Source organism: Glycomyces arizonensis DSM 44726 (genome assembly GCF_000482705.1).
Taxonomy (GTDB): Bacteria; Actinomycetota; Actinomycetes; order Mycobacteriales; family Micromonosporaceae; genus Glycomyces; species Glycomyces arizonensis.
This window is the reverse complement of record NZ_KI519475.1, coordinates 160,613-185,915: the sequence shown is the minus strand read 5'-3', so window position 1 is coordinate 185,915 and position 25,303 is coordinate 160,613. Positions and strand designations below refer to the sequence as shown.

Genomic DNA, 25,303 nt, shown 5'->3' with positions numbered 1-25,303 from the left:
CATGGTCAGCACGATACAGCGGGAAACGCCGGCCAACATCGTGGAGCGCGAACGCCGCAAGGGGCGGGTCTCCAGCGTCTTCATCCACCTCTGCCTCCTCGTCGTCGCGGTGATCGTGGTCTTCCCGCTGTTGTGGGTCGTGGGCGCCTCCTTCGGTCCCGGCGGCGGTCTGGCCAACACCACCCCCATCCCCGAGGACGCGTCGTTCGACAACTACGTCTTCCTGTTCACGGAGACCGGCTACGGGCGCTGGTACCTCAATTCGCTCTATATCGCCACGTTCAACATGGTCGGCGGTGTCGCGCTCTCGGCCTTGTGCGGGTATGTGTTCGCCCGCATCCGGTTCCGCGGCCGCAAGTTCGGGATGCTGGCGATCCTCGTGCTCCAGATGTTCCCCTCCTTCCTGACCGCGATCGCGGTCTACATGCTGTTCCTCAACTTCGGGCTGCTGGACTCGCTGACGGGTGTGGCGCTGGTGGGCATCGCCGCCGCGTTGCCGTACAACACCTGGCTCATGAAGGGCTACACCGACAACCTGCCGGCGAGCCTGGACGAGGCCGCCGCCCTCGACGGGGCCGGCCGGATCACGATCTTCCGCAAGATCATGCTGCCCTTGATGCGCCCGATGCTGGCGTTCGTGGCGGTCATGCAGTTCACGATGCCGTGGATGGACTTCATCCTGCCGCGGCTGCTGCTCCAGAGCCGGAGCAAGCAGACCGTGGCGCTGGGACTGTTCGACATGATCACCGACCAGTACGCCAACGACTTCACCACGTTCGCGGCCGGAGCGGTGTTCCTGGCGGTGCCGATCACGGTCATCTTCGTCATCATGCAGCGCTACCTGGTCGCCGGCGCCATGGCGGGCGCGGAGAAGGGATGAGCCGCATGTACCTCTTCGACTTCGACGGCATTACTCCGCCGTCGTCGCGGGCGCTCAGCAGTGCCCGCCCCCTCAATCGCAAAGGAGCGACATATGAGACGGACAATGGCGGTGGCCCTCGCGGCCACCATGTGCTTCGTCGCGTTCGCCACGGCTTCCCCGGCCCAAGCCGCGCGCAGTGACTTCTATATGGGGGTCGACCCAGGCACCCTGATCGAGGTCGAGGCCGCCGGTGACCGGTTCTACGACAACGGGGCCGAGGGCGACGCGCTCGAGATCATGGCCGACAGCGGCGCCAACCTGGTGCGGCTGCGGCTGTGGAACGACCCGTACAGTTCCTCCGGCCAGCCGTACGGCGGCGGCACCAACGACCTGGACAAGACCATCGAGCTGGCGCAGCGCGCCAAGGCGCTCGGCATGGACGTCCTGCTGGACTTCCACTACTCGGACTTCTGGGTGGACCCGGGCAAGCAGAACAAGCCCAAGGCCTGGCGGAACCTGTCGTTCAGCGAGCTGGTCGAAGCGGTCCGCACCTACACCCGTGACGTCATCGACGAAATGGAGGCCGCCGGCGCGACGCCCGACATCGTCCAGGTGGGCAACGAGATCACCAACGGCATGCTCTGGCCCGACGGCAGCACCGACAACTGGTCGCAGCTGGCCGAGCTGCTGAAGGCCGGCATCGAGGGCGTCCACCAGGGTGCGAGCGGCATCGAGATCGCGCTGCACCTCGACCGCGGCGGCAACAACGGCGCCTACCGCAACTGGTTCGACAACGCCACCTCGCGGGGCGTCCCGTTCGACATCATCGCCCTGTCGTACTACCCGTACTGGCACGGCACGCTGAGCGACCTGCGGTACAACCTCAACGACGTCAGTGCCCGCTACGGCAAGGACGTGCTCATCGTCGAGACCGCATACGGCTACACCCTGAACGACTGCGACGGGCGCGGCAACATCTTCACCAGCTCACACGCGAACGAGAGCGGCTACCCCGCCACCGTGCAGGGCCAGACCGACTTCCTGCGCGATGTGGCCCAGGCCGTCGCCGACGTGCCGAACGACCGCGGCCGCGGCATCGTCTGGTGGGAGCCGGCGTGGATCGGCGACACCACCTGGGCCACCTCGGCGGGCATGTCGTACATCAACGACCAGGCCGGCGAGAGCAACTCCTGGGACAACCAGGCCCTGTTCGACTGCAACGGGAACAAGCTCTCGACGCTCGACGTCTTCGGCGAGTGGACCGGCGGCGGCGGCGACGACGGCGACGGCGACGGCGGCGGCGACACCGGGGAGCTGCGCGCGGTCGGCGCGGACAAGTGCCTGGACGTGCCGAGCCAGACCACGCAGACCGGGACGCAGGTGCAGATCTACGACTGCTGGGGCGGGGCCAACCAGCAGTGGACCTACACCGACTCCGGTGAGCTGACGGTCTACTCCGGTGGTTCGCTGCGGTGTCTGGACGCAGAGGGCCGGGGCACGAGTGCGGGCACGGCGGCGATCATCTGGACCTGTAACGGCCAGAGCAACCAGCAGTGGAACCTGAACGCCGACGGCTCGATCTCAGGCGTTCATTCCGGGCTGTGCCTGGACGTCGACGGAGGTTCGACCGCCAACGGCGCCGCTGTGGTGCTGTGGACCTGCAACGGCAGAACCAATCAGGAATGGACCCTCGGATAGTCGCCCGACGGGCGGTGCGGGCATCGCGCCGCACCGGGTGAACGCGATCGGGGCGGCGGCCCCTGCCTCGGGCCGCCACCCCACCCCCTCGACGATGAGGGAGAATGTTCACCGGAGCGCAAGGGAGAGTGGAGGGACTTGGTGCGGAAACGACCGACGATCAATGACGTCGCGGCGGCCTCGGGGGTCTCGCGCGGCACGGTCTCGCGAGTGCTCAACGGCCAGGGGAACGTCTCGCTCTCGGCGGAGATGGCGGTGCGGCGGGCGGTGGCCGAGACCGGCTACGTGGTCAATCGTGCCGCCCGCAGCCTCAAGACCAGCCGCACCGGCTCGATCGTCATGGTCCTCTCCGAACCCCAGGAGCGCCTGTTCGAGGACCCGAACTTCTCGGTGCTCATGCGTGTGGCGACGAACCAGCTCGCCGAGCGCGACATGTCCCTGGTGCTCATGATCGCCGGCGACGACGACGGCCGCGAACGCGTCGCCCGCTATCTGCGGGGCGGCCACACCGACGGTGCGCTGCTGGTGTCGGCGCACGCGGGCGATCCGCTCTTGGAGGACATCGAACGCGCCGGGGTGCCCGCGGTGGCCTGCGGCGCGGTGCTCGGGCGCGAGTCGGTCGTCCCCTACGCCGCCGCCGATGACCGGGGCGGGGCGCGGGCCATGACCGAGTACCTGGTCGGCCAGGGGCGGCGCCGTATCGGCATGATCACCGGCCCGCTCGACACCCCCGGCGGCTCGCTCCGGCTGGAGGGCTTCACCAGCGTGCTGGGCCGCAAGGCGACCAAGAAGATGGTCGTCCACGGCGATTACACCCAGGTCGGCGGCGAGCAGGCCATGCGCAGGCTCCTTGAGGGCGTGCCCGACCTCGACGCGGTGTTCGTCGCCTCCGATCTGATGGCGGCCGGGGCCTTGCAGGTACTGCACGCCGCGGGACGGCGGGTGCCCGAGGACGTGGCCGTGGGCGGCTTCGACGACTCGGCGATCGCCTCCGCGACCCGTCCGATGCTCACGACGGTCCGCCAGCCCCTCGCCCAGGTCGCCGAGGAGACCGTCCGGCTCCTGACCGCCCTGCTCGATGAGCAGGCGGTCGAACCGATCGTGCTCCCGACCGAACTGATCGTCCGCGACTCCGCTTAGATCATCGATCGCGGCCGGACGGTCGCTCTCCGACAGGCGTCCGCGCCGCGACCGGCACTCGGCTCACGTTGACGACCTTTCTGAAAAACCATCTGGCCTTTATCCGGTACCGACGGAAAACGTTCACAAACCGTTGGGAATCGGAGCGCGAACGCCTTGACTGCATATACACCCATCGATATACTTCAGTATATCGTGATCGTTCCCAGTAAGTTCCGACGACCCTCACCCGAAAGGAAGCTTCAGCGTTTGGTTCCGGACCTGGCAAATCGGCCCCGTTTCCGGTGCTCATTACTGCGCGCATCGCTCATTGAAGCTGGGAACGATTTCATTTATATGACGACTCCTCGTGCCCAGGTCTGCCGAGCTCACCGAGCGCGGCCCCTCGAACAGCGACTCGTCGTCAGCGACATCCATAACCCTCCAAGAAGGAATCACCATGTCAATGCAGCGACGTACTTTTCTGAATCTGAGTGTTGCGGGAGCGCTGGGCGCGGGCGCGTCCCTGCTCGGCGCCGGGCACGCGCTCGCCGATCCCGCTCCGGCCGATCCGTTCGCCGTGGGCGTGCGCCGGTACGACTGGTGGCGGGGCTCCCGCCAGCTCACGACCTACGTCTACTACCCGGCCACCGGATCCCCCGGCGGCAACCCGATCGACAACGCCCCGGTCGCCGACGGGGTCTTCCCCGTCTACAACTTCACCCACGGATGGGGCAGCAGCCCGCAGAACTCCCTGTTCATCATCCGGGCCCTGGCCGCGGCGGGCTTCATCGTCCCCGCCCCCCACTTCCAGCACAGCTTCGAGGACGTCAACAACGGCAACACCTCCCGCGACGTCTCACAGATCCTCACCGACACCCTCGACCTCAACGCCAGCGGACCGCTCGCCGGGCACATCGACACCGACATCGGCGTCGGCGTCTCGGGCCACTCCCTGGGCGGCATGGTCACCCACGGCCTGCTCACGGCCTGGCCCGACAGCCGCATCGTCTCCGCCAACCCGCAGTCGTGCATCGACATGGGCAACCCCGCCGGCACGGTCAATGCCAAAGTCCTGTTCGTCCATGGCGACCAGGACCCCACCTGCGACTACAGCTCGGCGAGGCAGGCGTACTCGGAGATCGCCTGGCCCAAGGCGTTCCTCACCTTCGTCGGCGGCAGCCACACCAGCTTCTGGAGCGACAACCGCTTCCCGACCACCGTCGTGGACTGGGCGCGCTGGAGCATGTACGGCGACACCGCCGCCCGCGACCGCCTCCCGTCCGACGCCGCAGGGTCCAACACCCGCTGGGAAGCCGAACTGGGCGAAGGACCGTCCGAACCCACCGGCCTCTACCGCCTGGTCGCCCAGCACAGCGGCAAGTACGCCGACATCGACGGGGTCTCCACCGCGGCCGGAGCCGCGCTGATCCAGTGGACGCCGACCGGCCGGACCAACCAGCAGTTCGAGTTCATCGACGCCGGCGAGGACCACTACCGGATCAAGGCCCGCCACTCCGGCCTGGTCCTGCAAGTCGCCGGCAACGCCAACGGCGCCGACATCACCCAGCAGCCCGAATCGGACGCCGCGAGCCAGCAGTGGAGCATCGTCGAACACGGCGGCGGCACGATCAGCCTCATCAACCGCGCCTCCGGCCTGGCCATGGACGTCTGGGAGCACTCGACCGCCGACGGCGCCCGCATCTCCCAATACACCTACACCGGCAACGACAACCAGCGCTTCACCCGCCAAGCCCTCTGACCCCGGCTCGATCAGAACGATCCGATCCGGCGGCGACGGCGTCGCACGGCCTCCCGGCACTCGGAGCCGACGCCGTCGCCGCCGGATGTCCCTCACGTTGAAACTCACGGAGCAATCATGCGAATACCTCGGACCCGGCGGCTGCAAAGCCTGACGGCCCTCGCGGTGGCGGCCTTGGTCGCCACGACCATGTCCGTCTTCAATCCATTCAGCGCCTCGGCCGCGCCCGACACCGGTGCCTGGTACATCGTGCAGGCCCGCTCCTCGGGTCTGGTGTGGGAGATCGAGGGCGGCTCGACCCGGACCGGTGCCCAGCTGGTCCAGGCGGACCGCACCGACGCGGAGAGCCAGCAATTCCGGTTCGTCGACACCGGAGACGGCTACTACGAGATCCAGGTCCGGCACACCGAGATGGTGCTGGACGTGTGGGAGCGGAACGCCGACAACGGGGCCACCATCGCCCAGTACACGCCGAACGGCGGCACCAACCAGCAGTGGGAGCTGCAAGCGGACGGCGACTACCTCACCGTCGTCAACCGCTTCTCCGGCAAGGCACTCGACGTCTGGGAACGCTCGACCACGCCCGGGACCCGCATCTCGCAGTACGACCTGAACGGCGGCACCAACCAGCAGTTCCAGCTGATCCGCGTCGACGGCGACGAGCCGACGGACCCGCCGACCACCGACGACCCCGGTGACCCGGGCCAGGGCGGCGACGGCCGGTACGAGGTCGAGGCGCTGACCCGCGGCGTGACCGTCGTGCCATCGGGCGGCGGCCAGCTGGTGTCCTGGCGGCTGCTGGGCACCGACGCCGAGGACGTCGCGTTCAACGTCTACCGGGACGGCACGAAGGTGAACTCGTCGCCGCTCACCGGGGCGACGAACTACCTCGACGGCTCCGGTTCCTCGGGCTCGCAGTACACCGTCCGGGCCGTCACCGACGGGACCGAGGGTCCGGCATCGGACACCGAGGTCCGGTTCAACTCCAGTGGGTACTTCGACGTCCCCATCCAGCGGCCCGCCGGCGGCAGCAATCCCTCGGGGTCGTACAGCTACGAGGCCAACGACACCTCCGCGGCCGACCTGGACGGGGACGGCGTCTACGAGCTGATCGTCAAGTGGGACCCGACCAACGCGCACGACAACGTGCACGAGGGCTACACCGGGAACGTCTACCTCGACGCCTACCGCCTCAACGGCGAGCGGCTGTGGCGCATCGACCTGGGCCGCAACATCCGGGCCGGTGCGCACTACACGCAGTTCCAGGTCTACGACTACGACGGCGACGGCGCCGCCGAGCTCGCGGTCAAGACCGCCGACGGCACCCGCGACGGGCAGGGCACGGTCATCGGCGACGCCGGCGCCGACTACCGCGACTCGAACGGCCGCATCCTGGACGGCCCGGAGTACCTGACCATCTTCAACGGCCAGACCGGCGCGGCGATGGACACCGTCGACTACCGGCCGGCGCGCGGCAGGGTCTCGGACTGGGGCGACGACTACGGCAACCGGGTCGACCGGTTCCTCGCCGGCACCGCCTACCTCGACGGTGCGACGCCCTCGATGGTCTTCGCGCGCGGCTACTACACCCGAAGCGTGATCTGGGCGCTCGACTGGGACGGCCATGACCTGACCACCCGGTGGATCTTCGACTCCGACGACGAGGGCAGCCAGTACGAGGGCCAGGGCAACCACAACCTCTCCATCGCCGACCTGGACGGCGACGGCCGCCAGGACATCGTCTACGGGGCGATGGCGATCGGCTCGGACGGGCGGCCGCTGTGGAACACCCGCATGGGCCATGGCGACGCGCTGCACGTGACCGACCACGTGCCGTCCAATCCGGGCCAGGAGGTGTTCATGCCCGGAGAGTGGCCCAGCATGCCCTCCACGCGCCTGATCGACGGCGACACCGGGTCGATCATCATGCAGACCCCGGTCGCGAACGACGACAACGGCCGCGGCGTCGGGGCCAACATCTACGCGGGCAACGCGGGTTCGGAGTACTGGTCTTCCCTGGTCAGCGGCCTGCGGAACGCCTCGGGGGCCAACATCGGGTCCAAGCCGAGCTCGACCAACTTCCTGGCATGGTGGGACGGCGACGGCGAGCGCGAACTGCTCGACGGCACCCGCATCAGCAACTACTCGCCCGCCCAGACGCTTCTGGACGGCTCGGGAGTGACCTCGAACAACGGCACCAAGTCGACTCCGGCGCTGTCGGCCGACCTGTTCGGCGACTGGCGGGAAGAGGTCATATGGAAGACCTCGAACTCCTCGGCGCTGCGGATCTACGCGACACCGAACCAGACGGACCTGCGCATCCCGACACTGATGCACGACATCCAGTACCGGGTCGCGGTCGCCTGGCAGAACACCGGCTACAACCAGCCGCCGCATCCGAGCTTCTACATCGGCTCGGACGTCACCGGCTACCCCTGGCCCGACATCCACACCCCATAGGCTCCCGCCGCCCCGGGCGCGGACACCGCAGCGCCCGGGGCGGCGGCGACCTCTCACGATGAACGAGCCATCGGCAAGGAGGCCGACTGTGCACCGGATCAGAACCTTGCGCGGGGTGCTCGTCGTCGCGTTGACGGCGTTGCCCGCCTTCGACACGCACAACTCGGCTTTGCAGTACCGCAAGTCGGTCGCCGGTCTGGCGACCTCGCCGTCGGACGCGTCGGGTCGGACCGATTGGGCCACGCGCCACACCTCCAGTATGGAGTGTTACGCCGATCCGCCGCTCGACCATGCCCGGCTTCTCGACGACGTGGTCGCGGTGTTCGCTCCCCGATACGGCGGCAGCGGGATCGCGGTCTTGGACTGGGCGACCGGAGCGGTCGGCGACGGGGGCCGGGCCACCGACGTCGTGAACCGGGGCTCGGACTGACAGTGGAACCTGTAGGACCTCCAGCAACCGATACCACTTGGAGCGATCATGCGAAGATCTGGAAACAGACGGTTTACGGGCTTGACGGGCGCCGCGTCCGAACGACTGCGCCGGGCGGTCGCGGGTGCCGTGGCGTCGCTCGTCCTGGCGGGGGCGGGCGTGCTCGGGTCGGGGTCGCCGGCCTCGGCCCTGTACGGGGAGACGGAGATAGAGCCGGTGGAGAGCAACCTGGCCGCCAAATACTGGGTGGAGGCGACGGCCGGCAGCGGTGCGTCCACCGCCCCCCTGTCCATCGACCAGGATCCGGACACCGCCTGGACGCCCGCGGAATCCGGGCCGGGCCAATGGCTCCAACTGGATCTGGGCGGGACCTATGACAACGTCAGGAAGGTGCACGTGACCTTCCCCGACCCTGGTGCGGTGTACCAGTACGTGGTCGAGGCCTCCGGCGACGGGGAGCAGTGGCACCTCATCGCCGACCGGTCGGCCACCGCCACGCCGGGCCGGGGCGGCGTCGACATGTTCACCCAGCCGGGGACCAGATACGTGCGGGTCACCGTCACAGGGGCCTCTCCCGGGGCGACGGTCGGCGTCAGCGAGCTGATGGTCTTCAACTATCTGAGGGACGACCTGGTACTGGGCGCGGACCTGTCCTGGATGGACAACAACCGGGACCGGGAGTACTGGGTGCACCCGCAGGAGGAGGACCGTGGCGCCGGCCCGTTCCTGCTGGACGTGATGGCCGACCGAGGGATGGAGTACACCCGGCTGCGGGTCTTCAACGAGCCTCGCAACGAGTCCACCGGCGAGCCGTCGCCGATCCCCTACCAGGGACCGGAGCGCACGCTGACCTCGGCGCAGTGGGTCGCCGAACGCGGGCTCGGGCTGGGGATCGACTTCCACTACGCCGACTCGTGGGCGGATCCGGGCAAGCAGCCCAAGCCTCGCGCCTGGGCGGAACTGGAGTTCGACGAGCTGACCGACGCGGTGTACGACTACACCTACGACTACGTCGGCCAGTTGGTGGAGCAGGGCACGGTCCCGGACAAGGTGGCGGTCGGCAACGAGATCGCCAACGGGTTCATGTGGGGCAGCGAGGCGGCCGACGCGCCGCCCACGGAGGCGGTGCACGCCGACGCCAACCCGCCGTACTTCCGCGACCAGGCCGACATCTACCAGTCGCAGCCGGGCGGCGGCATCCTCTGGCAGTACAGGGACTCCGAGGACCCGGGCGAGTACCAGCTGTACCTGGACTCCTGGGACCGGTTCACCACGCTCCTGGCCTCCGGGATAGCGGCGGTCCGGGACGCCTCGCCGGAGACCGAAGTGGAACTGCACTCGGTCATCGGGCGCCTCAGCGGCATGGACAAGGCGGGAGAATTCTGGGACCAGTTGGTGACCCGGCTGAACGCCAAGGGCCAGGACTTCGACGTGCTCGGGCTCTCGTACTACCCGGAGTGGCACGGCACTCCCGAACAGATGGAATCCAACCTGCACGAGCTGGCGACCGCCTATCCGCAGTACGAACTGGAGATCGCGGAGACGTCGTATCCGGCCACCGGCGGAGGCACCCAGCCCCACTCCCCGTTCCCGCGGACCGTCCAGGGACAGGCGGACGCCATCCAGCACGTGTTCCAGATGGTCAACGACGTCGTCGGCAACCGCGGCACCGGGGCGCTCACCTGGGAACCGGCGAGTTTCCAAGCGATGTTCCGGTCGGTGCCGGACATGGAGGACACCGCTGAGCCCTACTCCTCGATCGACGTCTACAACCAGAGCCGCGCGACGCACGTGGTCGAGGACACGGTCTACTCCGCGGTCCGGACCGGGGAGACACCGGTGCTGCCGGACTCGGTCCAGGTCCTGACCACCGCGGACGGCTCTGAGGCGTCGGTCCCGGTCGAGTGGGAGGACGTGCCGTCCGGGGCGACCGACGCCGCCGGCCGGTTCACCGTCTCCGGCACGACCGAGCACGGCGAGGTAGCGGCGGTCGTCGACGTGGTGGACGAGTACTCCTCGGTCGAGTGCGACACCACGGTGAGCGGCATGCACTTCGGGCCGCTGTCGGTCGAGGAGGGCACCACCTGCCTCACCGACGACGCCCACGTGTACGGCCCGGTGACCGTGGCCGACGGCGCCGGACTGGTATCGGACGGGGCCCAGGTCACCGGTCCGGTCTCCGCCACCGGCGCGAACGTGGTGGTCTTGTGCGACACCCAGGTCACCGGCCCCGTCAACCTCACCGGCGGATCGTCGGTCACCCTCGGCAACCCCGTGCTGGGCTGCGGCTCGAATCAGGTGACCGGACCGGTCGCCGTCACCGACACCGCGGGCTGGAACGTGATCGCCGGCAATGAGATCACCGGCCCGCTGTCGTGCACCGGCAACCGGCCCGCGCCGGTCGACAACGGATCGATCAACCAGGTGCAGGGCCCGGGGAGCGGGCAATGCGCCGGGCTCTGAGCCGACGCACCGAGCATTGAGGTCGGTCGGAGTCGGCAGGTCCTGCCGACTCCGACCGATTACTGCCGGCAGCTGACGTTGCCGGAGGTGAAGGATCCGCCGGAGTCGCCGCCGCGCACGTGGTACAGCTCGGGCGCTTCGGCGGAGATGTCGACGGCGGTCATGCCCGCATTGACGCCCGCGGCCTGTGCCGGCTCGGCCGCGGCCGCTTCGTCGGCGGCCTCGATTCAACCATCTGGAACAGTGCCCCCGACCTGGGGTGAAGTCCCGCCAAACTGGTGCGGGAGTCCGGGCCGTTGGACATTGCTGTCGCAGGACCGGCCCGGACTCCCTTGTCTCATGCCGCCGTCGGCGGTCGCCTTGGCGGTTCTCTCGCGGTCGATCGCCTACATCTCGATGTAGTCGATGTTGGGCAGGCCCTCCGATCCGGTCGCCGCCAGGCGGATGGTGTTGCTTCCGGCGTTCAATTGGACGGTCACGGTCTTGGTGACCCAGGTGTCCCACGAGCCGGTGTTCGCGAACGAGGCGGACGCGACCGTGGAGCCGTTCACCACCACGTTCGCCCCCCGGTCGCTCGCGCCGTTGGCGTAGCGGATCTGGATCGTGGCCGCCCCCGCCTCCGCAGCCTCCACGGTGAACTGTGCGGCCGACCCGGTGGCGTTGGCGGAGTTGCAGAACCCGCTCCCGGAGTATCCCGCGTGGTTGGCGTCGATCGTCCCGTCGCAGCTCGCCGAGGCGCCCTCGGCCTCGTAGCGGACCGAGTCGCCGTCCCCGTCGCCGTCGCCCTCGCCCTGGCGGACGAGCGAGAACTGGTCGGCGGTGAGGTTGCCGCTCCCGCCGCTGACGGTGACGGTCGCGGTCCCCGCCGGCAGCTCGATGCCGGTGAGCTCGCGCTTCGCCCAGTTGCTCGACGAGGGGACGTTGAGGACGTGCGCCTCGCCGTCGGCGCCGGTGACGGTCACCCGGCCCGAGCCCTTCGTGTACACCCCGAGCGTGTAGTCGCCCGAGGGCACCTCCATCTGCTGCCGAACACCCGACCCGTTGTTCACGCGGAGCGCGAACCGGCTCCCGTTCGCCCCGCCCTCGACGTTGCCCACCGTGCCGCCGGTCCGGGACCACCCGGTCACGTCGGAGACGATGATCCGGTCGGCCTGGACGTCGGGGTTGAGGATGTAGTTGTTCTCCGGACCGACGCGCCATTCTCCGGTGACGGCGTTGAACTCCCACTGGCTCACCGAGTGGAACCGCAGCCCTGAGCCGGTCTCGGTGATCGGCAGCCACTGGTTGTAGCCGATGCCGTTCCACGCGAAGTCGGCCCAGCGGTCCCCGGCGAAGATCACCGTGTCCTGCTCGGTGCCCTCGACGGTCACGAAGAACCCGGTCTGGGTCACGTGGCTGTAGTCCATCTCGGTGCCCGGAAGGGTGTACTCGTTCGTGTAGTCGCCTTGGATGTCGCCGGAGGTGGACTCGATGATGTGGCTGACCGAGGAGTTCCAGCCGTGCAGGTCCGAGGCGGCCACATAGTAGGTGTCGTCGAGCTTGAACATGGCGTTGCCCTCGCGGCCCTCGCCGTTGTAGCCGACCTCCACCGCGCGCTCGATGTGCAGCGAGTCGGACGAGCGGATCTTGGAGACGAAGGCGTGGGCCCGTCCGTGGGCGTTGGAGTAGACCAGGTAGTCCTGCCCGTCCTCGTCGGTGAAGACGGTCTGGTCGCCGGTGCCCTCGGTCGGGTTGCCCTCGATCTGGCCCTGGGTGGTGACGTAGGTGAAGTCGTCGGTCGGCGAGTCGCCTTGCAAGAACGCGACCCCGCTTCCCGCCTGGGTGATCAGCACGTACTTGCCGGTGTTCTCGTTGTACACCACGCCGAGCCGTCCCACCCAGCCGTACAGGCCCGTGCCGGTCGTGGCGACGTCGTTCTCGAACTTCCAGTTCACCAGGTCCTGCGAGGAGTACACCGGGATCGACACGAAGCTGACCTCATTGTCGAACTTCCGCGTCGGGTTTTCCCTGTAGGACTCGGCGCCCCGGTAGTGCACGCCGTACCAGTAGTAGGTGTCCCCGAAGCGGAACACCCCGCCACCCTGGGAGTAGATCGGGTTGCCGTCGGTGTCGTTCCAGAACGTGTCGTTCGTGATCGTCGCGAACGAGCCCTGGAGCGCCTCCAGATCGGCGGCCGCGGTCTGCAGCCCGGTCTTGGCGGCCGCGACCTCGGTCGCCGTCGCCGCGGGATCGCCGGCGACATCGGACGCGGTGGTCAGCGCATCGGCGAACGGAGCCCACGAGGCGGCGGTGTAGTCGCCGGGAGCGCGGGTTTCGTAGTCGGCGACCAGCGTGTCGAGGCCGCGGACCATCACCAGCTCGTCCGCGGCGTCCTGGAAGGCGGCGAGCCCTTCGGCGCCGGTGGCGTCTCCCTGCTCGACCAGCCCCTCGGCGTCCGCTGTGGCCGCCGCGAACGAGGCCCACGAGTCGGCCGTGTAGTCCGCGGCCTCGTACTGGGCGGCCTGCTCGGACAAGGCGGCGAGCGGATCGGCCGATTCGGCCTCGGCGGCCGGACCGACCGCCGAGAGCGGCGCCGCCACCGCCAACGCGAACAACGATGCCGTGATGAGCGGCCGCCATCGGTTCGGTCTGGTGCGTGAAAGGTGTGCCATGTTCACTCCTTGTCTGAATGGGAACGTTCACATAGAGAGTTAAAGTATATACATGCGTCGATATAAAATCAAGCTCCTCGGCGGGAAGCCGCCGGTTCCACGTGAACGGTCACGCCAGTGAGCGGCGTTCTGCCGCTGTTCAAAAGGTCTGCTTGGCGCGGAGAGCCCGCCTCCGCGATCGCGCCAGGGTGAGTAGGATTCGCCGTCGCAGTGGCATGGTGTCTTGCCTTTCTTTGTGGGCCGGTTTCCTGGTCATTCGTAGGATCGGAACAGCCTGGGAGCTTCGGGTATGGCTGTCATGGAAGTGTCCGTGGATGAGCGTGTCGGTTGGTCGGGATGGGCGTGCGCCGACGGCGGCGATGCGGCTGACGTGGGGCCGGCTGCCTGGGAACGTTTGCATGAAGTCGGGCGCGGTATCAGCCGCGACCGGGTGGACGAGCGGGCCCGTGGAGTTCGCGGTCGGGAGCGCGATCTGACTGTGGCCGTTTTACATGCACCGATATGTCGCCGGGTAGCCGGGAGGAACCCCCTCCCGGTAGGGTCGTGAGGTCGGCGAGGTACCTGGTTGATCAGGCTCTTTTCGGCCCTGCGCCCTCCAAACCGGACATGCGACGTTAGCCGCATCCGGTTTTCCAGCGTCGTGTTCCACGATGGGGACTGTGAGAATCTTGGCTCTGTCGCACTTTCGGTGGTCACGAAGGGCGATGGGGGATGATGGTTCCGGTGCGACTGCAACGACATCGCGTCGATAGTCTTCTCTGGCCTGTCTGCATTGGTCAGAGAAGTCGCAGACCGGGCAGAACGCGTGCTGGTTCGAGCGCGGACCAAGGAAGTCCCGGTGCCGTGTCCGGGCTGCGGGACGGTCTCGCGACGGGTCCACGCATGGCACGAGCGGACAGTGGCGGACGTGCCGCTCGACACCCGCAAGGTGACCGTCGTGGCGCGCTTGCGACGGCTGCGCCCAGGCCGCATGAACGCCCTCCCGGCACGGTCCAGGTCGCCGACCGCCGGCATGTGTGGAAGAACTACACCGAGGCCGCGCGCCTCAGCGATAAACAGCGCGAGCTGGTCGACGAACTCACCGGGCGGTGTCCCGAGATGCAGGCCCTCACCGATCACACTCGTGACTTCGCGATGCTCCTGCGACCCGAAGAAGCCAATGCCGAACGGCTTGCGGAGTGGATCACCGCCGTCCGGGCGGAGGACCTACCCAGCCTGCACTCCTTCACCCGCGGCCTCGACCAGGACAAGACCGCCGTCACCGCCGCCCTCACCCTCCCGTTCCACAACGGCCGCACCGAAGGCGTCAACACGAAAACCAAGCAGCTCATGCGCCAGATGTACGGCCGCGCCAGCTTCCCGCTCCTCCGGCACCGAATCCTACTCGGATCCAATCACCCTTCGTGACCACCGAAAGTGCGACAGAGCCGAAACTGACACTCCCGACAAGTGCTCGGCCACGATCGGCGGGATCCGGACATACTGCTGGGGCGGCATCGCGAGTGCCGCGCCGGCATGCAGGGCCGATGAGGCCTTGCGGGCGATGGAGCCCGCCACGGTCGCCTCTACTGGAGTGAGCGGACTCTCGCGAGGCCGGCGAGGGCGGTGATGACGCGGTGGGCAGTGCCGCCGTCGAGGTACTCCAGGTTGAACATCTCCAGCCCCTTTGGGACCAAGCCGGTCGCGAGGTTGTGGGCGAGCTGGAGCAAGAACAGATCGTTGCTGTGTTCCGCGTTGTGCTCGCTCAGGGACACCGGAACGACATCCCAGTTGACGTAGAAGGTGCGCTCCTCGTCGGTGTCTCTGTAGGCGATGATCAGGCCCGGCTCCTTCGTCCACCGCTCGGTCGCGCAGAAGACGAGCACTGCTGCCAAGTATTTGCCCCCGGTTCCCGGCGCGGCGGTCAGGAGGTCGGTGATCTGTGCGTGGCTCATGTCGGTGGTGTCGACGGGTTCGAACATGCGCGGGTTCCGTTCACGTGATCGGCGCGGGCGAAGACTGCTTCCAGTGTGGGGGATCGGAGTGGCTTCTCACGGTCAAGCGCGATCGTCAGCGTGGCGAACGCGCCTTCTGGGGCAGTCATGGACGTCTTGCAACGACCAGTCGAATCCGGCCTACGCAGCTCGCCGGCGATCGGAGCAGGGGCCCACCGCTCAGGCGAACCCCTGGCACTCACCGCCGTTTCAGCAAAAATCCCAGGCTGAAACTCATCAGCGCTATCGTGAATACAGTAACAATTTCATTACTCAAAGTCATGTAAGGGGTTCAACTCCTACTGCCGGTTGGATCGGATATCTGATTCGAGGGCAAATCATCGAACGATGTCCTGCTTCAATATGCAGAACAACAAGGCTACATTGGAAGGTATCACGCGACGCCTCGGATGTACGGCAACATAATCCAGTTACGATCGTCAGAGGTGCCGAGCAAGCCACCCCTTGTCTGGGGATGAGCCCGATGTGCTGCACCAATACGCCTGCATGGTCACGTGCTCCTCGCGTCAGCGGGGATTCAAGGGTTCGCTTGCTCGGCACCGCGACCCGTCGAGACGGGCCGTCTGGATGCGGCTCCTCAACCGTTCGGATGGCCACAGTGAACCGATGGGACGGAGTTTGGGCAGGGCCCAACAGCCCTGCAACCTGGTGCTTCATCGAAGCGTGCATGTCCCGTGCGAGACGTCGGTCATAGAGGACTTTCACGAGCCGCGCGCTGCGCGTGGGGTAAATCCACTCGGGACGGCACCGAAGGGTGGCTTCCGCTGTGGCGCCATATGTCCGATTCGGGCGCTGTCGCTCTTCGCCTCTGGGACGAGTGGCTTCCCGTGAGCATCAAGGCCCGTATCGCATCCGAGCTTCCAGGCGATCTCCCGGACGGCCGTTTGCTCTGCGGCTGGCTCGCCTTCATCCATGACATCGGGAAGGTCACCCCCGCCTTCGCGTTCCAGGTCGACTGGCTCGCCGACCGCATGCGCGATCATGGGTTCCGCTTCAATCCCGTTGTTCCGGACGACTACCGGCTCGCCCGTCACGCCCTCGCCGGCATGGAGCTGCTCGACCATTGGCTTGCCGAGCGATGCGATTGGGAGCGGCTCGATTCGCAGCAGCTCTCGGTCGTCGTGGGCGGCCACCACGGCATGCCGCCCACCGATTCGGATCTCATCGAGGCGCGGCGCAGGCCCTATCTCCTCGGACTCGACGAATCGAGCGGGCCCGCCTGGCGAGCGGCACAGTTCGAACTGCTCGATTGGGCCGCCGCGGAGACCGGCGTTGCCGACCGGCTGCCGCGGTGGGGCGCACTGCGGCTCTCCCAACCGGTGCAGGCCCTCCTCACCGGAATCGTCATCGTCGCCGACTGGATCGCGTCCAACGAGGACTTCTTTCCCTACGACGATCCTGACTCGGTCACCCCTCGGCAACGTCTTGAGCGCGGCTGGAGCGAGCTCGATCTGCCCACACCGTGGCGTGCTCAGGCATCGGCCGAGCCGGAAGCGGTGTTCCCCCGGCGGTTCGCGCTTCCCGACGGTGCCGCCATCCGCCCGGTCCAGTCGGCCGCCATCGGCCTCGCCCAGCGCATGCCCGCTCCCGGCCTCATGATCATCGAGGCTCCCATGGGCGAAGGCAAGACCGAGGCCGCACTGGCCGCCGCCGAGATTCTTGCTTCCCGCAGCGGCTGCGGGGGATGCCTCGTCGCGCTCCCGACCCGTGCCACCAGTGACGCCATGTTCCTGCGCGTCCTCGAATGGCTCAGGCGACTCCCCGACGCCGATGTCGGCCGCGGTGCTCAGAGCATCGTTCTCGCGCACGGCAAAGCCAGGCTCAACGACGACTTCCAGCGACTGTTCCGGTACGGCAAGCCGTCCCGCATCGGCGTCGACGAAGGTGGCGCCCAGGTTGCGGCGCACCGCTGGACCAGCGGCCGCAAGCGTGCCATGCTCTCCAGCTTCGTGATCGGCACCGTCGACCAGTTGCTGTTCTCGGCGCTCAAGTCCAAGCACCTGGTGCTCCGCCACCTCGGCCTGGCCGGCAAGGTGCTCATCATCGACGAGGCCCACGCCTACGACGTGTTCATGAGTTCCTTCCTCGACAGGGCACTGGAGTGGATGGGGGCCATGGGCGTCCCGGTCATCGTGCTCTCGGCGACGCTTCCGGCCGAGCGGCGAGCCGCCATGCTGGCCGCCTACGACCACGGCAGGCAGGGCACCCGGCGTCGCAGACGTCGCGTGCATGCGACGGACTCCGAGCCGTACGGCGAGCTGGAGGGCGATATCGGCTACCCGGTGCTCACCTCCACGGGCGGCACCGGTCCGCTGAAGGTCGTCACCGATCCTTCGGGGAGAACGCAAGACATCCGCATAGAACGGCTTGCGGACGACGCGCTCCCGGAGCTGCTCGATCGCGAGCTGGCCGACGGGGGTTGCGCCCTCGTCATCCGCAACACGGTGCGCCGGGTCCAGGAGACCGCCGAGCTGCTCCGCGCCCGCTTTCCGAGCGAGATGGTCACCGTGGCGCATTCGCGCTTCATGGCGGCCGACCGTGCCGCCAAGGACCAATGGCTGCGGGACGCCTTCGGGCCTCCCGACCGGGAATCCTCCGTCGACCGGCCCGCCAGGCACATCGTGGTCGCCAGCCAGGTCGCCGAGCAGAGCCTCGACATCGACTTCGACCTGCTCGTCACGGACCTGGCCCCGGTCGACCTGGTCTTGCAGCGCATGGGCAGGCTCCACCGCCACGAGCGTCCGGAACGCCCCGGCGCCGCCGAGTGCTACCTGACCGGCGCCGACTGGTCGGCTTCGCCGCCCGAACCGGTGCGCGGCTCCCGAATCGTCTACGGCCGCCATGCGCTGCTGCGTTCGGCCGCGGTCCTGTGGGACCGGCTCGAAGACGGTCGGCCGGTCTCGCTCCCCGATGACATCGCCCCGCTCGTCCAAGCGGCCTACGGGGAGCAGGCGCTCGGCCCGGACGAATGGCGGGCGGCCATGGCCGAGGCCCGGACCGAGCACCGCAAGGCCATGGACTCCAAGGCCAAACGCGCCGAGGTGTTTCAGCTCCGCAGCCCCGCCTCGCCCGGATCGCCGCTCATCGGATGGCTCTACGCCGATGCTGCCGGCAGCGACAAGCACGACGAGGACAGTCCGAGCGGACGCGCGCACGTCCGCGACGACGCCACCGAGACCCTTGAGGTCCTCATGGTCGTCCGCGACGGCGAGCGCCTCATCACCCCCGCTTGGCTCCCCGACGGCAAGGGCGGGCGGCCGATTCCGACCGATGCCGATCCCGGTTGGGAGCTGTCCGGCATCGTCGCCTCATGCAGCCTGGTCCTGCCGCGCGGCATCCCCGTCGACGAGGCGATCGCCGAACTCGAAGCCCGCCACGATTACCCGGCTTGGCGGGAGACCTACCTGCTCGACGGCGAGCTGCTGCTCGACTTCGACCACGATGGCCGTGCCCGGCTGGCCGGACACCGACTCCGATACGACCCCGAGGACGGCCTGACCGTCTGGAAGTAAGGAACCGCAATGGGCCCACCCCGATTCGACCTCATCGACCAGCCCTGGATCCTGGTCCAGCGGCACGACGGCACCACCGCCGAGGTGTCGCTGCTGGAACTGTTCACCGACGCGGGCGATATCGCCCGCTTGACCGGCGATGTCGCGACCCAGGAGTTCGCCGTGCTCCGGCTCCTGCTCGCCGTCCTCCACTGCTCGATCGACGGCCCCGAGGACGACCGCCAGTGGCGCGCCCTGTGGCGCTCGGAGCGCCTGCCGGTAGACGACATCGCCGCCTACCTGGCCGACTGGCGGGACCGGTTCGACCTGCTCCATCCGGAGACGCCGTTCTACCAGGTGGGCGGCCTCGAACCGGCCGGGAAGGGGAAGACCTCCCTCACCGGGTTCCTCGCCGACATGCCGGTCGGCAACCCGTACTTCCGGATGCGGGAGCCCGAGTCGACCGATCGCATCGGATTCGCCGAGGCGGCACGATGGCTGGTGCACTGCCAGGCGTTCGACTCCTCGGGAATCAAGCCCGGCGCGCGAGGCGACGACCGGGTCAAGGGCGGCAAGGGCTATCCGATCGGGCCCGGCTCGTGCGGACGCTACGGCGGCGTCTACGCGCTTGGCGATGACCTGCGGGAGACCTTGCTGCTCAACCTCATCGCGCAGGATTCGGTCTACGTGCGCTTCGACGACGACGACCGCCCGGTATGGGAACGCAGCCCCCAGACGGCATCCATCGAGGAGCGCCCTGGAAAGGACGACAACTGGCCCAGCGGCAGGCCGCTCGGCCCGCTGGATCTCTACACCTGGCAGTCCCGCCGCATACGGTTCCACTTCGACGACGAGGGCGTCACCGGTGCCCTGGTCTGCCAGGGCGACAAGATGCCCGCGGTCAACGTCCACGCCGTCGAGCCGTTCTCGGTGTGGCGCCGCAGCCGCGCTCAGGAGAAGAAGCTCAAGGAGCCGTTGGTCTACCTGCCGAAGGCGCATGACCCGCGCCGCAACGTCTGGCGCGGGCTGGCATCGCTGCTGCCCGGGACGGCCGGTGGCGGCGAAGCGGACTTCCACGCCCCGGGCGTCATGCAATGGGTCGGCCATCTGAGCCAGACAGGGCTGATCGCCGAGGACCGGACCGTCCGGGCCCGCGCGATCGGCGCCCACTACGGCGTCCAGGAATCCGTGATCGAAGACCTCGTGGACGACGCCTTGGCCATGGCCGCCGCCGTCTTCGACCGGGACAGGACCGACCTGGCCGCCGCCGTCAGTGACGCCGTCGTCCACGCCGAGGAGGCCGTCCGGGCGCTCATGGCGCTCGCGGCCGACCTGGTGCGAGCCGCCGGAGGCCGGGACGGCGTGGACTCGGCCCGCTCCAAGGCCGCCGACGCCGCTTACAGCGAGCTCGACGGTCGCTTTCGGATCTGGCTCTCACTGATCAAGCCCGACACCGATATCGCCACCGCCCGCACAGCATGGCAGCAGGACGTCCACAGGCGAGTGACTCGCATGGGGCGCGACCTGGCCGAGCAGGCCGGGCCCACCGCCTGGATCGGGCGCGAGACCGGCGGCTACTTCACCGCGAGTCCGCTCGCCGAGCGGCGATTCCGATCCCGGCTGCGCACGGGCCTGCCCTTGGCGCAACCACCGAACGACAGCCCCGCACAGGAGGACCCGCATGAGTGAGGTCGAGACGAAGCCCCGCAACGTACGGCACCGGCGCCGCGAGCCGCTGGGCGACTTCGTGGCGGCGCAGGTGGCGAAATTGCAGCGGCGCTACCGCAGACGCGAGTCGACGGCCGTGGCGACCTTGGCCAAGCTACGCCGCGACGTCCACGGCGAACCCGGCGTCGAACTGGCGCTCAGCGGCATCGACCCGCTCCCGCCCGAACTGCTCGGCCCTGCGCCCGGAGACGAGGCGACCCGGAGCGAGCGGGCGGTCCACACCGCGCTAACGCTGTACGCCGTCCACCAGCAATCACAGTCCAATAAGGATATGCATGTGAACGGGCCGTCGTTCGCGACGCAGGTGGCGCTGCTGGCGGCCGGGAGCCCTTCGCCCGAGGCCGTCCGGCGCCGCTTCGCGGCCGCGGGGACCGCCTCGACCTACCAGGAGCTGCGCCACCACACGCGCGGGCTGGTCACCCGACTCCGCGCCGAAGGCATCGGCATGGACTACGGCCGCTTCGCCGACGACCTCGCAGTCTTCCTCGGCCGAGGCGGACCCGAGCGCCTCCGCGGCTATTGGGGCCGCGACTACTGGCGCGCCCAGACATCCGACCACGACCAGAACGACTCTCAGGAGCAGGAATGAACCGCAGCATCATCGACGTCCACGTCCTCCAGACGGTGCCGCCCTCGAACCTCAACCGCGACGACACCGGCTCGCCGAAGACCGCCTACTACGGCGGGGTCAGGCGCGCCCGGGTCTCCAGCCAGGCATGGAAGCGGGCCATGCGGATGGCCTTCCGGAAGACCCTCGACCAGAGCGAACTCGGCTTGCGCACCAAGCAGATACTCGACGTGCTGGAGGGACGCGTCAAGTCGCTCGACGCCGGGCTCGACGACGAACGGGCCGAGGCGATCGCCAAGGACGCGCTCGCGGCTGCGGGCCTCAAGGTGAAGCCGCCCAAGAAGGACGCCAAGGAGGAAGCCGAGTACCTGGTCTTCCTGTCGAACCGACAGTACGACCGGCTCGCCGAGGCGGCCCTCGCTGCCGAGCGCGAGGGCGGCAAGCTCGACGGCAAGGCCGCCAAGGCGATCGTCAAGAACGACCACTCGGTCGACATCGCCCTGTTCGGCCGCATGATCGCCGACGCACCCGATATCAATGTGGACGCCTGCTGCCAGGTGGCGCACGCCATCAGCGTCCACGCCGTCGAGCCCGAGTTCGACTACTACACCGCCGTAGACGACCAGAAGACCGAGGACGAGGAGGCCGATGCGGGAGCCGCGATGATCGGCACCGTCGAATTCAACTCCTCCACGCTGTACCGGTACGCCACCATCGACGCCGACCGGCTGCGCGAGGCGCTCGGCAGTGCCGCGGCGACCAGGCGGGCGGTGGAGGCCGCCGTGCGGGCGTTCGTCACGAGCATGCCGACCGGAAAGCAGAACACCTTCGCCAACCGCACGCTCCCCGACGCGGTCCTGCTGACCGTCCGGGACACCCAGCCGGTGAACCTGGTGGGAGCCTTCGAGACACCGGTGGACGAGAAGGAGGGGCGCCTCGAATCGGCCTCGCTCGCGCTCGCCCGGCAGGCACGGGACATCGACAACGCCTACGGCACGAGGCCAGTCGCGGCGTGGAGCGTCTGCGTCGGGGAGCGGACCCGGGGCCTCGCCGAGCTCGGCGAGGCGGTGACGCTCGACGAGCTGGTCGGCGGCGTCGGCGCGCTGGTCGCCGAGAGGGCCGACCGGTCATGACGACGTTGGTCTTGCATCTGATGGGGCCGTTGCAGTCATGGGGTACCGAGAGCCGGTTCATGCGGCGCGGCACCGGCGCCGTTCCGTCCAAGAGCGGCGTGCTGGGGATGCTCGCCGCCGCTCGCGGGCATCGGCGGACCGATGAACTCGCCGACGAGCTGCTGCGGCTGCGGTTCGGGGTGCGCGCCGACCAGCCGGGGCGGCTGCTGCGGGAGTACCAGACCGCGAGGGGCCTGGACTCGACCGGGCAGGGCGCGCGCCAGTCCGAGCGGTTCTACCTCTCGGACGCGGCGTTCCTGGCCGCGGTAGAGGGGCCGGCGGAGATCGTCGAGGGCTTGGCGGAGTCGCTGCAGCGGCCCTACTACCTGCCGTACCTGGGACGGCGGTCCTGCCCGCCGGCCCGCCCGGTGTTCGAAGAGATCGCCGAGGAACCGCTGAGAGACGTCCTGCGCGACAAGGAGTCCTGGGCGGCTTCGCCTGCATGGAAGCGGCGCCAGGGCCCGAGTGTGGAGCTGCGGATCGTTCGCGACGCCGAGCCGGGCGATGAAGGGGGCGGTCCCGTGCGGGACATGCCGGTGAGCTTCGACCCGCGGCACCGGCAGTACGCATGGCGGCGCGTGGTCGAGGAGTCCATCGAAGTGCCGAACCCGGAATCGAACGCGAAGGGGTCGTTGGCTCACGACCCGTTCGAGTTGTTGGGAGGGTAGCGATGTATTTGACGAGGATGCGGCTCAACACCGCCCGGCGAGGGGCGCAGAAACTGCTCGGGTCGCCGCAGGCGATGCATGCCGCTGTGCTGCACGGCTTCCCGGGCGACGAGGCCGCGCCCGGCGGCGGTGCGCGCACCATGTGGCGGCTGGACCGGAATGACAGGCACGATGCGCTGCTGTACCTGCTCAGCGCGACCGAGCCCGACTTGACGCATCTGGTGGAGCAGGCCGGCTGGCCGACCAGGTCGGACGGATGGGAGACGCGGCCGTACGGGCCATTGCTGGAGCGGCTGGAGGCGGGGCAGCATTGGGCGTTCCGTTTGACGGCCAATCCGACGTTCACCAGGCATCACCATAAGAAGGAGGGCGAGCGGGGAGAGCGGTTCTCGCATTTGACCGCGACGCAGCAGACCGAGTGGCTGCTGCGCAAGGCCGAGCGGTGCGGCTTCACGGTGCCGCCGGGTGAGACCGGTGAGCCGAATCTGGTGCTGCGCGAGCGCCAGCAGCGCCGATTCCACCGGGCGAAGGCCAAGGCGCCTGTCACGCTCAGCATGGCGACCTTCGAGGGGGTCCTGGAGGTCAAGGATCCTGCGGTGATGCGCCAGGTGATGCTGGCCGGTATCGGCAGGGCCAAGGCATACGGCTGCGGCCTGCTGACCCTCGCGTCGGCGAGGTAGTCGTGCCGTTTGCAGGAGTACCGCCGCCGCAACTGCCGGAGCTGGTGCGGGCGCAGGATCGGTTGACGTTCGTATATGTGGAGCGGTGCGTGGTGCATCGAGACAGCAACGCGATCACCGCCACCGACCAGTCGGGGACGATCCACATTCCGGCGGCGACGTTGGGGGCGTTGCTGATGGGGCCGGGAACGAAGGTCACGCATGCGGCGATGATGACGCTGGCGGCCAGCGGATCGACTGCGGTGTGGGTAGGCGAGCGCGGGGTGCGGTACTACGCGCACGGGCGGTCGCTGGCCGAGTCGAGTCGTGTGATCGAGGCGCAGGCTCAGCTGGTGTCGAACCGGTCGTCGCGTTTGGCGGTGGCACGGCAGATGTACCAGATGCGCTTCCCCGGTGAGGATGTCTCCGAGCTGACCATGCAGCAGCTGCGCGGCAGGGAGGGAGCGCGAGTGCGACGGTGCTATCGGGAGCATTCGGAGCGGACCGGGGTGAGCTGGTCGACGCGGGAGTACAACAGCGAGGACTTCGGCAGCGGCACACCGATCAACCAGGCGCTGTCGGTGGCCCACTCGTGCCTGTACGGGGTGGTGCATGCGGTGGTGGTGGCGCTGGGGGCCTCGCCCTCACTGGGGTTCGTGCATACCGGGCACGCCAGGGCATTCGTGCACGACGTCGCCGACTTGTACAAGGCGGAGGTGACCATCCCGATCGCCTTCGATGTGGTGGCAGGCGGTCCTGTGGATATCGCCGGAGAGGTCCGGAGGGCGGTGCGGGACGCGATGGCGGACGGCAAGCTGTTGCAGCGGTGTGTCGCCGATGTCAGGAGGCTCCTGCTCGGTGATGCGCCTTCGGAAGCCGCGCGGGGAGACGAGCCCGTGGAGCCGAACGTCGTGTACCTGTGGGATGAGTACGGGAGGGAGGTCGTGGGCGGTTCGAACCACGGTGACCCGAGCGATGAGGAGGACGAGTTCGAGGTGGACTTCTGATGGTGGTGTTCGTACTCACTGCTTGCCCGGTGGGTCTGCGCGGACACCTCACGCAGTGGCTGCTGGAGATCTCGGCGGGCGTGTTCGTGGGGAAGGTGAGTCGACGAGTGCGGGAACGGCTGTGGGAGAAGGTGAAAGAACTGGCCGGTCCGGGACGGGCGCTGATGGTCTATTCGACGCGTGGGGAGCAGGGGCTCAGTTTCGAGGTACACGATCACCACTGGGAGGCTGTGGACCTGGATGGATTGACACTGATCAAACGCCCAGCGGCCAAGGGAGGAACGGCGAAACGACCACCGGGTTGGAGCAAAGCTTCGAAGCGGAGGCGATTCGGCCGATAAAATCCATTATGGATAGATGATCCGAAGTGATACTGATTTTGGAAGCGCGTTAGTATCGCCCCAGGTCGAGAAGTGTGCTCCCCGCGCCAGCGGGGATGAGCCCGGGGTCATCAATCGGTCCTCTTGGTAGTGGCGGTGCTCCCCGCGCCAGCGGGGATGAGCCCTATTCGAAGATTTTGGTACAGAAGAAAGCGTAGTGCTCCCCGCGCCAGCGGGGATGAGCCCCGCTA

At 68.3% G+C, this 25,303-nt stretch carries 18 protein-coding genes and 1 pseudogene; 17 read left to right on the top strand and 2 right to left on the bottom strand.

All coding sequences use genetic code 11. The features are described 5' to 3' along the window. Position 1: 1 nt before the first annotated feature. The 7 genes from H613_RS0122930 (at position 2) to H613_RS0122900 (ending at position 10,794) form a co-directional block, all read left to right on the top strand. Positions 2–880, top strand: coding sequence for a sugar ABC transporter permease (locus tag H613_RS0122930; protein ID WP_084546893.1), 879 nt, complete (start codon positions 2–4; stop codon positions 878–880). 93 nt (positions 881–973) lie between these two features. Next, complete coding sequence (locus H613_RS28630) at positions 974–2,560, top strand: glycosyl hydrolase 53 family protein (protein ID WP_084546892.1); 1,587 nt, start codon at positions 974–976, stop codon at positions 2,558–2,560. 141 nt (positions 2,561–2,701) lie between these two features. Continuing rightward, a complete protein-coding gene (locus H613_RS0122920; RefSeq protein ID WP_211234935.1) occupies positions 2,702–3,700 on the top strand; it encodes a LacI family DNA-binding transcriptional regulator in 999 nt (332 codons plus the stop codon). Positions 3,701–4,139: 439 nt separating this feature from the next. Next, on the top strand, positions 4,140–5,441 hold the full coding sequence (locus tag H613_RS28625; RefSeq protein WP_026925598.1) for an RICIN domain-containing protein: 1,302 nt from the start codon (positions 4,140–4,142) through the stop codon (positions 5,439–5,441). A gap of 117 nt (positions 5,442–5,558) precedes the next feature. Further along, positions 5,559–7,901 carry a rhamnogalacturonan lyase family protein gene (locus H613_RS28620; RefSeq protein WP_084546891.1) on the top strand — a complete coding sequence of 781 codons (2,343 nt, stop codon included), beginning with the start codon at positions 5,559–5,561 and terminating at the stop codon, positions 7,899–7,901. 88 nt (positions 7,902–7,989) lie between these two features. Then, positions 7,990–8,331: a hypothetical protein gene (locus H613_RS0122905; RefSeq protein ID WP_026925597.1), complete on the top strand. Its 342-nt coding sequence runs from the start codon at positions 7,990–7,992 to the stop codon at positions 8,329–8,331. 81 nt (positions 8,332–8,412) lie between these two features. Next, positions 8,413–10,794, top strand: coding sequence for a glycosyl hydrolase 53 family protein (locus H613_RS0122900; protein WP_026925596.1), 2,382 nt, complete (start codon positions 8,413–8,415; stop codon positions 10,792–10,794). Between the two features lie 386 nt (positions 10,795–11,180). Here H613_RS0122900 and H613_RS28615 read toward each other — a convergent pair whose 3' ends face one another. After that, the gene (locus H613_RS28615) at positions 11,181–13,445 is read right to left on the bottom strand and encodes a carbohydrate-binding protein (protein ID WP_084546890.1); all 2,265 of its coding nucleotides are present in this window, start codon (positions 13,443–13,445) and stop codon (positions 11,181–11,183) included. 805 nt (positions 13,446–14,250) lie between these two features. Between H613_RS28615 and H613_RS32830 the strand changes: the two are divergent. Beyond that, positions 14,251–14,346: pseudogene (locus H613_RS32830) on the top strand (hypothetical protein); the annotation flags it as partial. Then, positions 14,328–14,852, top strand: a complete 525-nt coding sequence (locus H613_RS30485) for a transposase (protein WP_211234934.1) — start codon at positions 14,328–14,330, stop codon at positions 14,850–14,852. The pseudogene H613_RS32830 and the gene H613_RS30485, both read left to right, overlap by 19 nt. Before the next feature lie 158 nt (positions 14,853–15,010). Here H613_RS30485 and H613_RS0122875 read toward each other — a convergent pair whose 3' ends face one another. After that, positions 15,011–15,406, bottom strand: coding sequence for a hypothetical protein (locus H613_RS0122875; RefSeq protein WP_026925595.1), 396 nt, complete (start codon positions 15,404–15,406; stop codon positions 15,011–15,013). 707 nt (positions 15,407–16,113) lie between these two features. Here H613_RS0122875 and H613_RS0122870 point away from each other — a divergent pair. From H613_RS0122870 to cas2e, 8 genes are read left to right on the top strand one after another with little or no spacing between them, the layout of a single operon-like run. Then, positions 16,114–18,951: a CRISPR-associated helicase/endonuclease Cas3 gene (locus tag H613_RS0122870; protein ID WP_026925594.1), complete on the top strand. Its 2,838-nt coding sequence runs from the start codon at positions 16,114–16,116 to the stop codon at positions 18,949–18,951. 9 nt (positions 18,952–18,960) lie between these two features. Then, entirely contained in the window at positions 18,961–20,619 is a 1,659-nt protein-coding gene (casA, locus tag H613_RS0122865) for a type I-E CRISPR-associated protein Cse1/CasA (protein WP_026925593.1), read from the top strand. Then, positions 20,612–21,247, top strand: coding sequence for a type I-E CRISPR-associated protein Cse2/CasB (gene casB, locus H613_RS28605; RefSeq protein ID WP_051393732.1), 636 nt, complete (start codon positions 20,612–20,614; stop codon positions 21,245–21,247). Before casA ends, casB begins: the two co-directional genes overlap by 8 nt. Further along, positions 21,244–22,359 (top strand): type I-E CRISPR-associated protein Cas7/Cse4/CasC, encoded by a 1,116-nt coding sequence (gene cas7e / locus H613_RS0122855; protein WP_026925592.1) that lies wholly within the window; start codon positions 21,244–21,246, stop codon positions 22,357–22,359. The genes casB and cas7e overlap by 4 nt, the downstream gene beginning before the upstream one ends. Continuing rightward, the gene (gene cas5e / locus H613_RS0122850) at positions 22,356–23,066 is read left to right on the top strand and encodes a type I-E CRISPR-associated protein Cas5/CasD (RefSeq protein ID WP_026925591.1); all 711 of its coding nucleotides are present in this window, start codon (positions 22,356–22,358) and stop codon (positions 23,064–23,066) included. The genes cas7e and cas5e overlap by 4 nt, the downstream gene beginning before the upstream one ends. Positions 23,067–23,068: 2 nt before the next feature. After that, positions 23,069–23,746 carry a type I-E CRISPR-associated protein Cas6/Cse3/CasE gene (gene cas6e / locus H613_RS0122845; RefSeq protein ID WP_026925590.1) on the top strand — a complete coding sequence of 226 codons (678 nt, stop codon included), beginning with the start codon at positions 23,069–23,071 and terminating at the stop codon, positions 23,744–23,746. 2 nt (positions 23,747–23,748) lie between these two features. After that, on the top strand, positions 23,749–24,732 hold the full coding sequence (cas1e, locus tag H613_RS0122840; RefSeq protein ID WP_035739073.1) for a type I-E CRISPR-associated endonuclease Cas1e: 984 nt from the start codon (positions 23,749–23,751) through the stop codon (positions 24,730–24,732). Continuing rightward, on the top strand, positions 24,732–25,073 hold the full coding sequence (gene cas2e / locus H613_RS30480) for a type I-E CRISPR-associated endoribonuclease Cas2e (RefSeq protein ID WP_084546888.1): 342 nt from the start codon (positions 24,732–24,734) through the stop codon (positions 25,071–25,073). Before cas1e ends, cas2e begins: the two co-directional genes overlap by 1 nt. Positions 25,074–25,303: the final 230 nt, after the last annotated feature.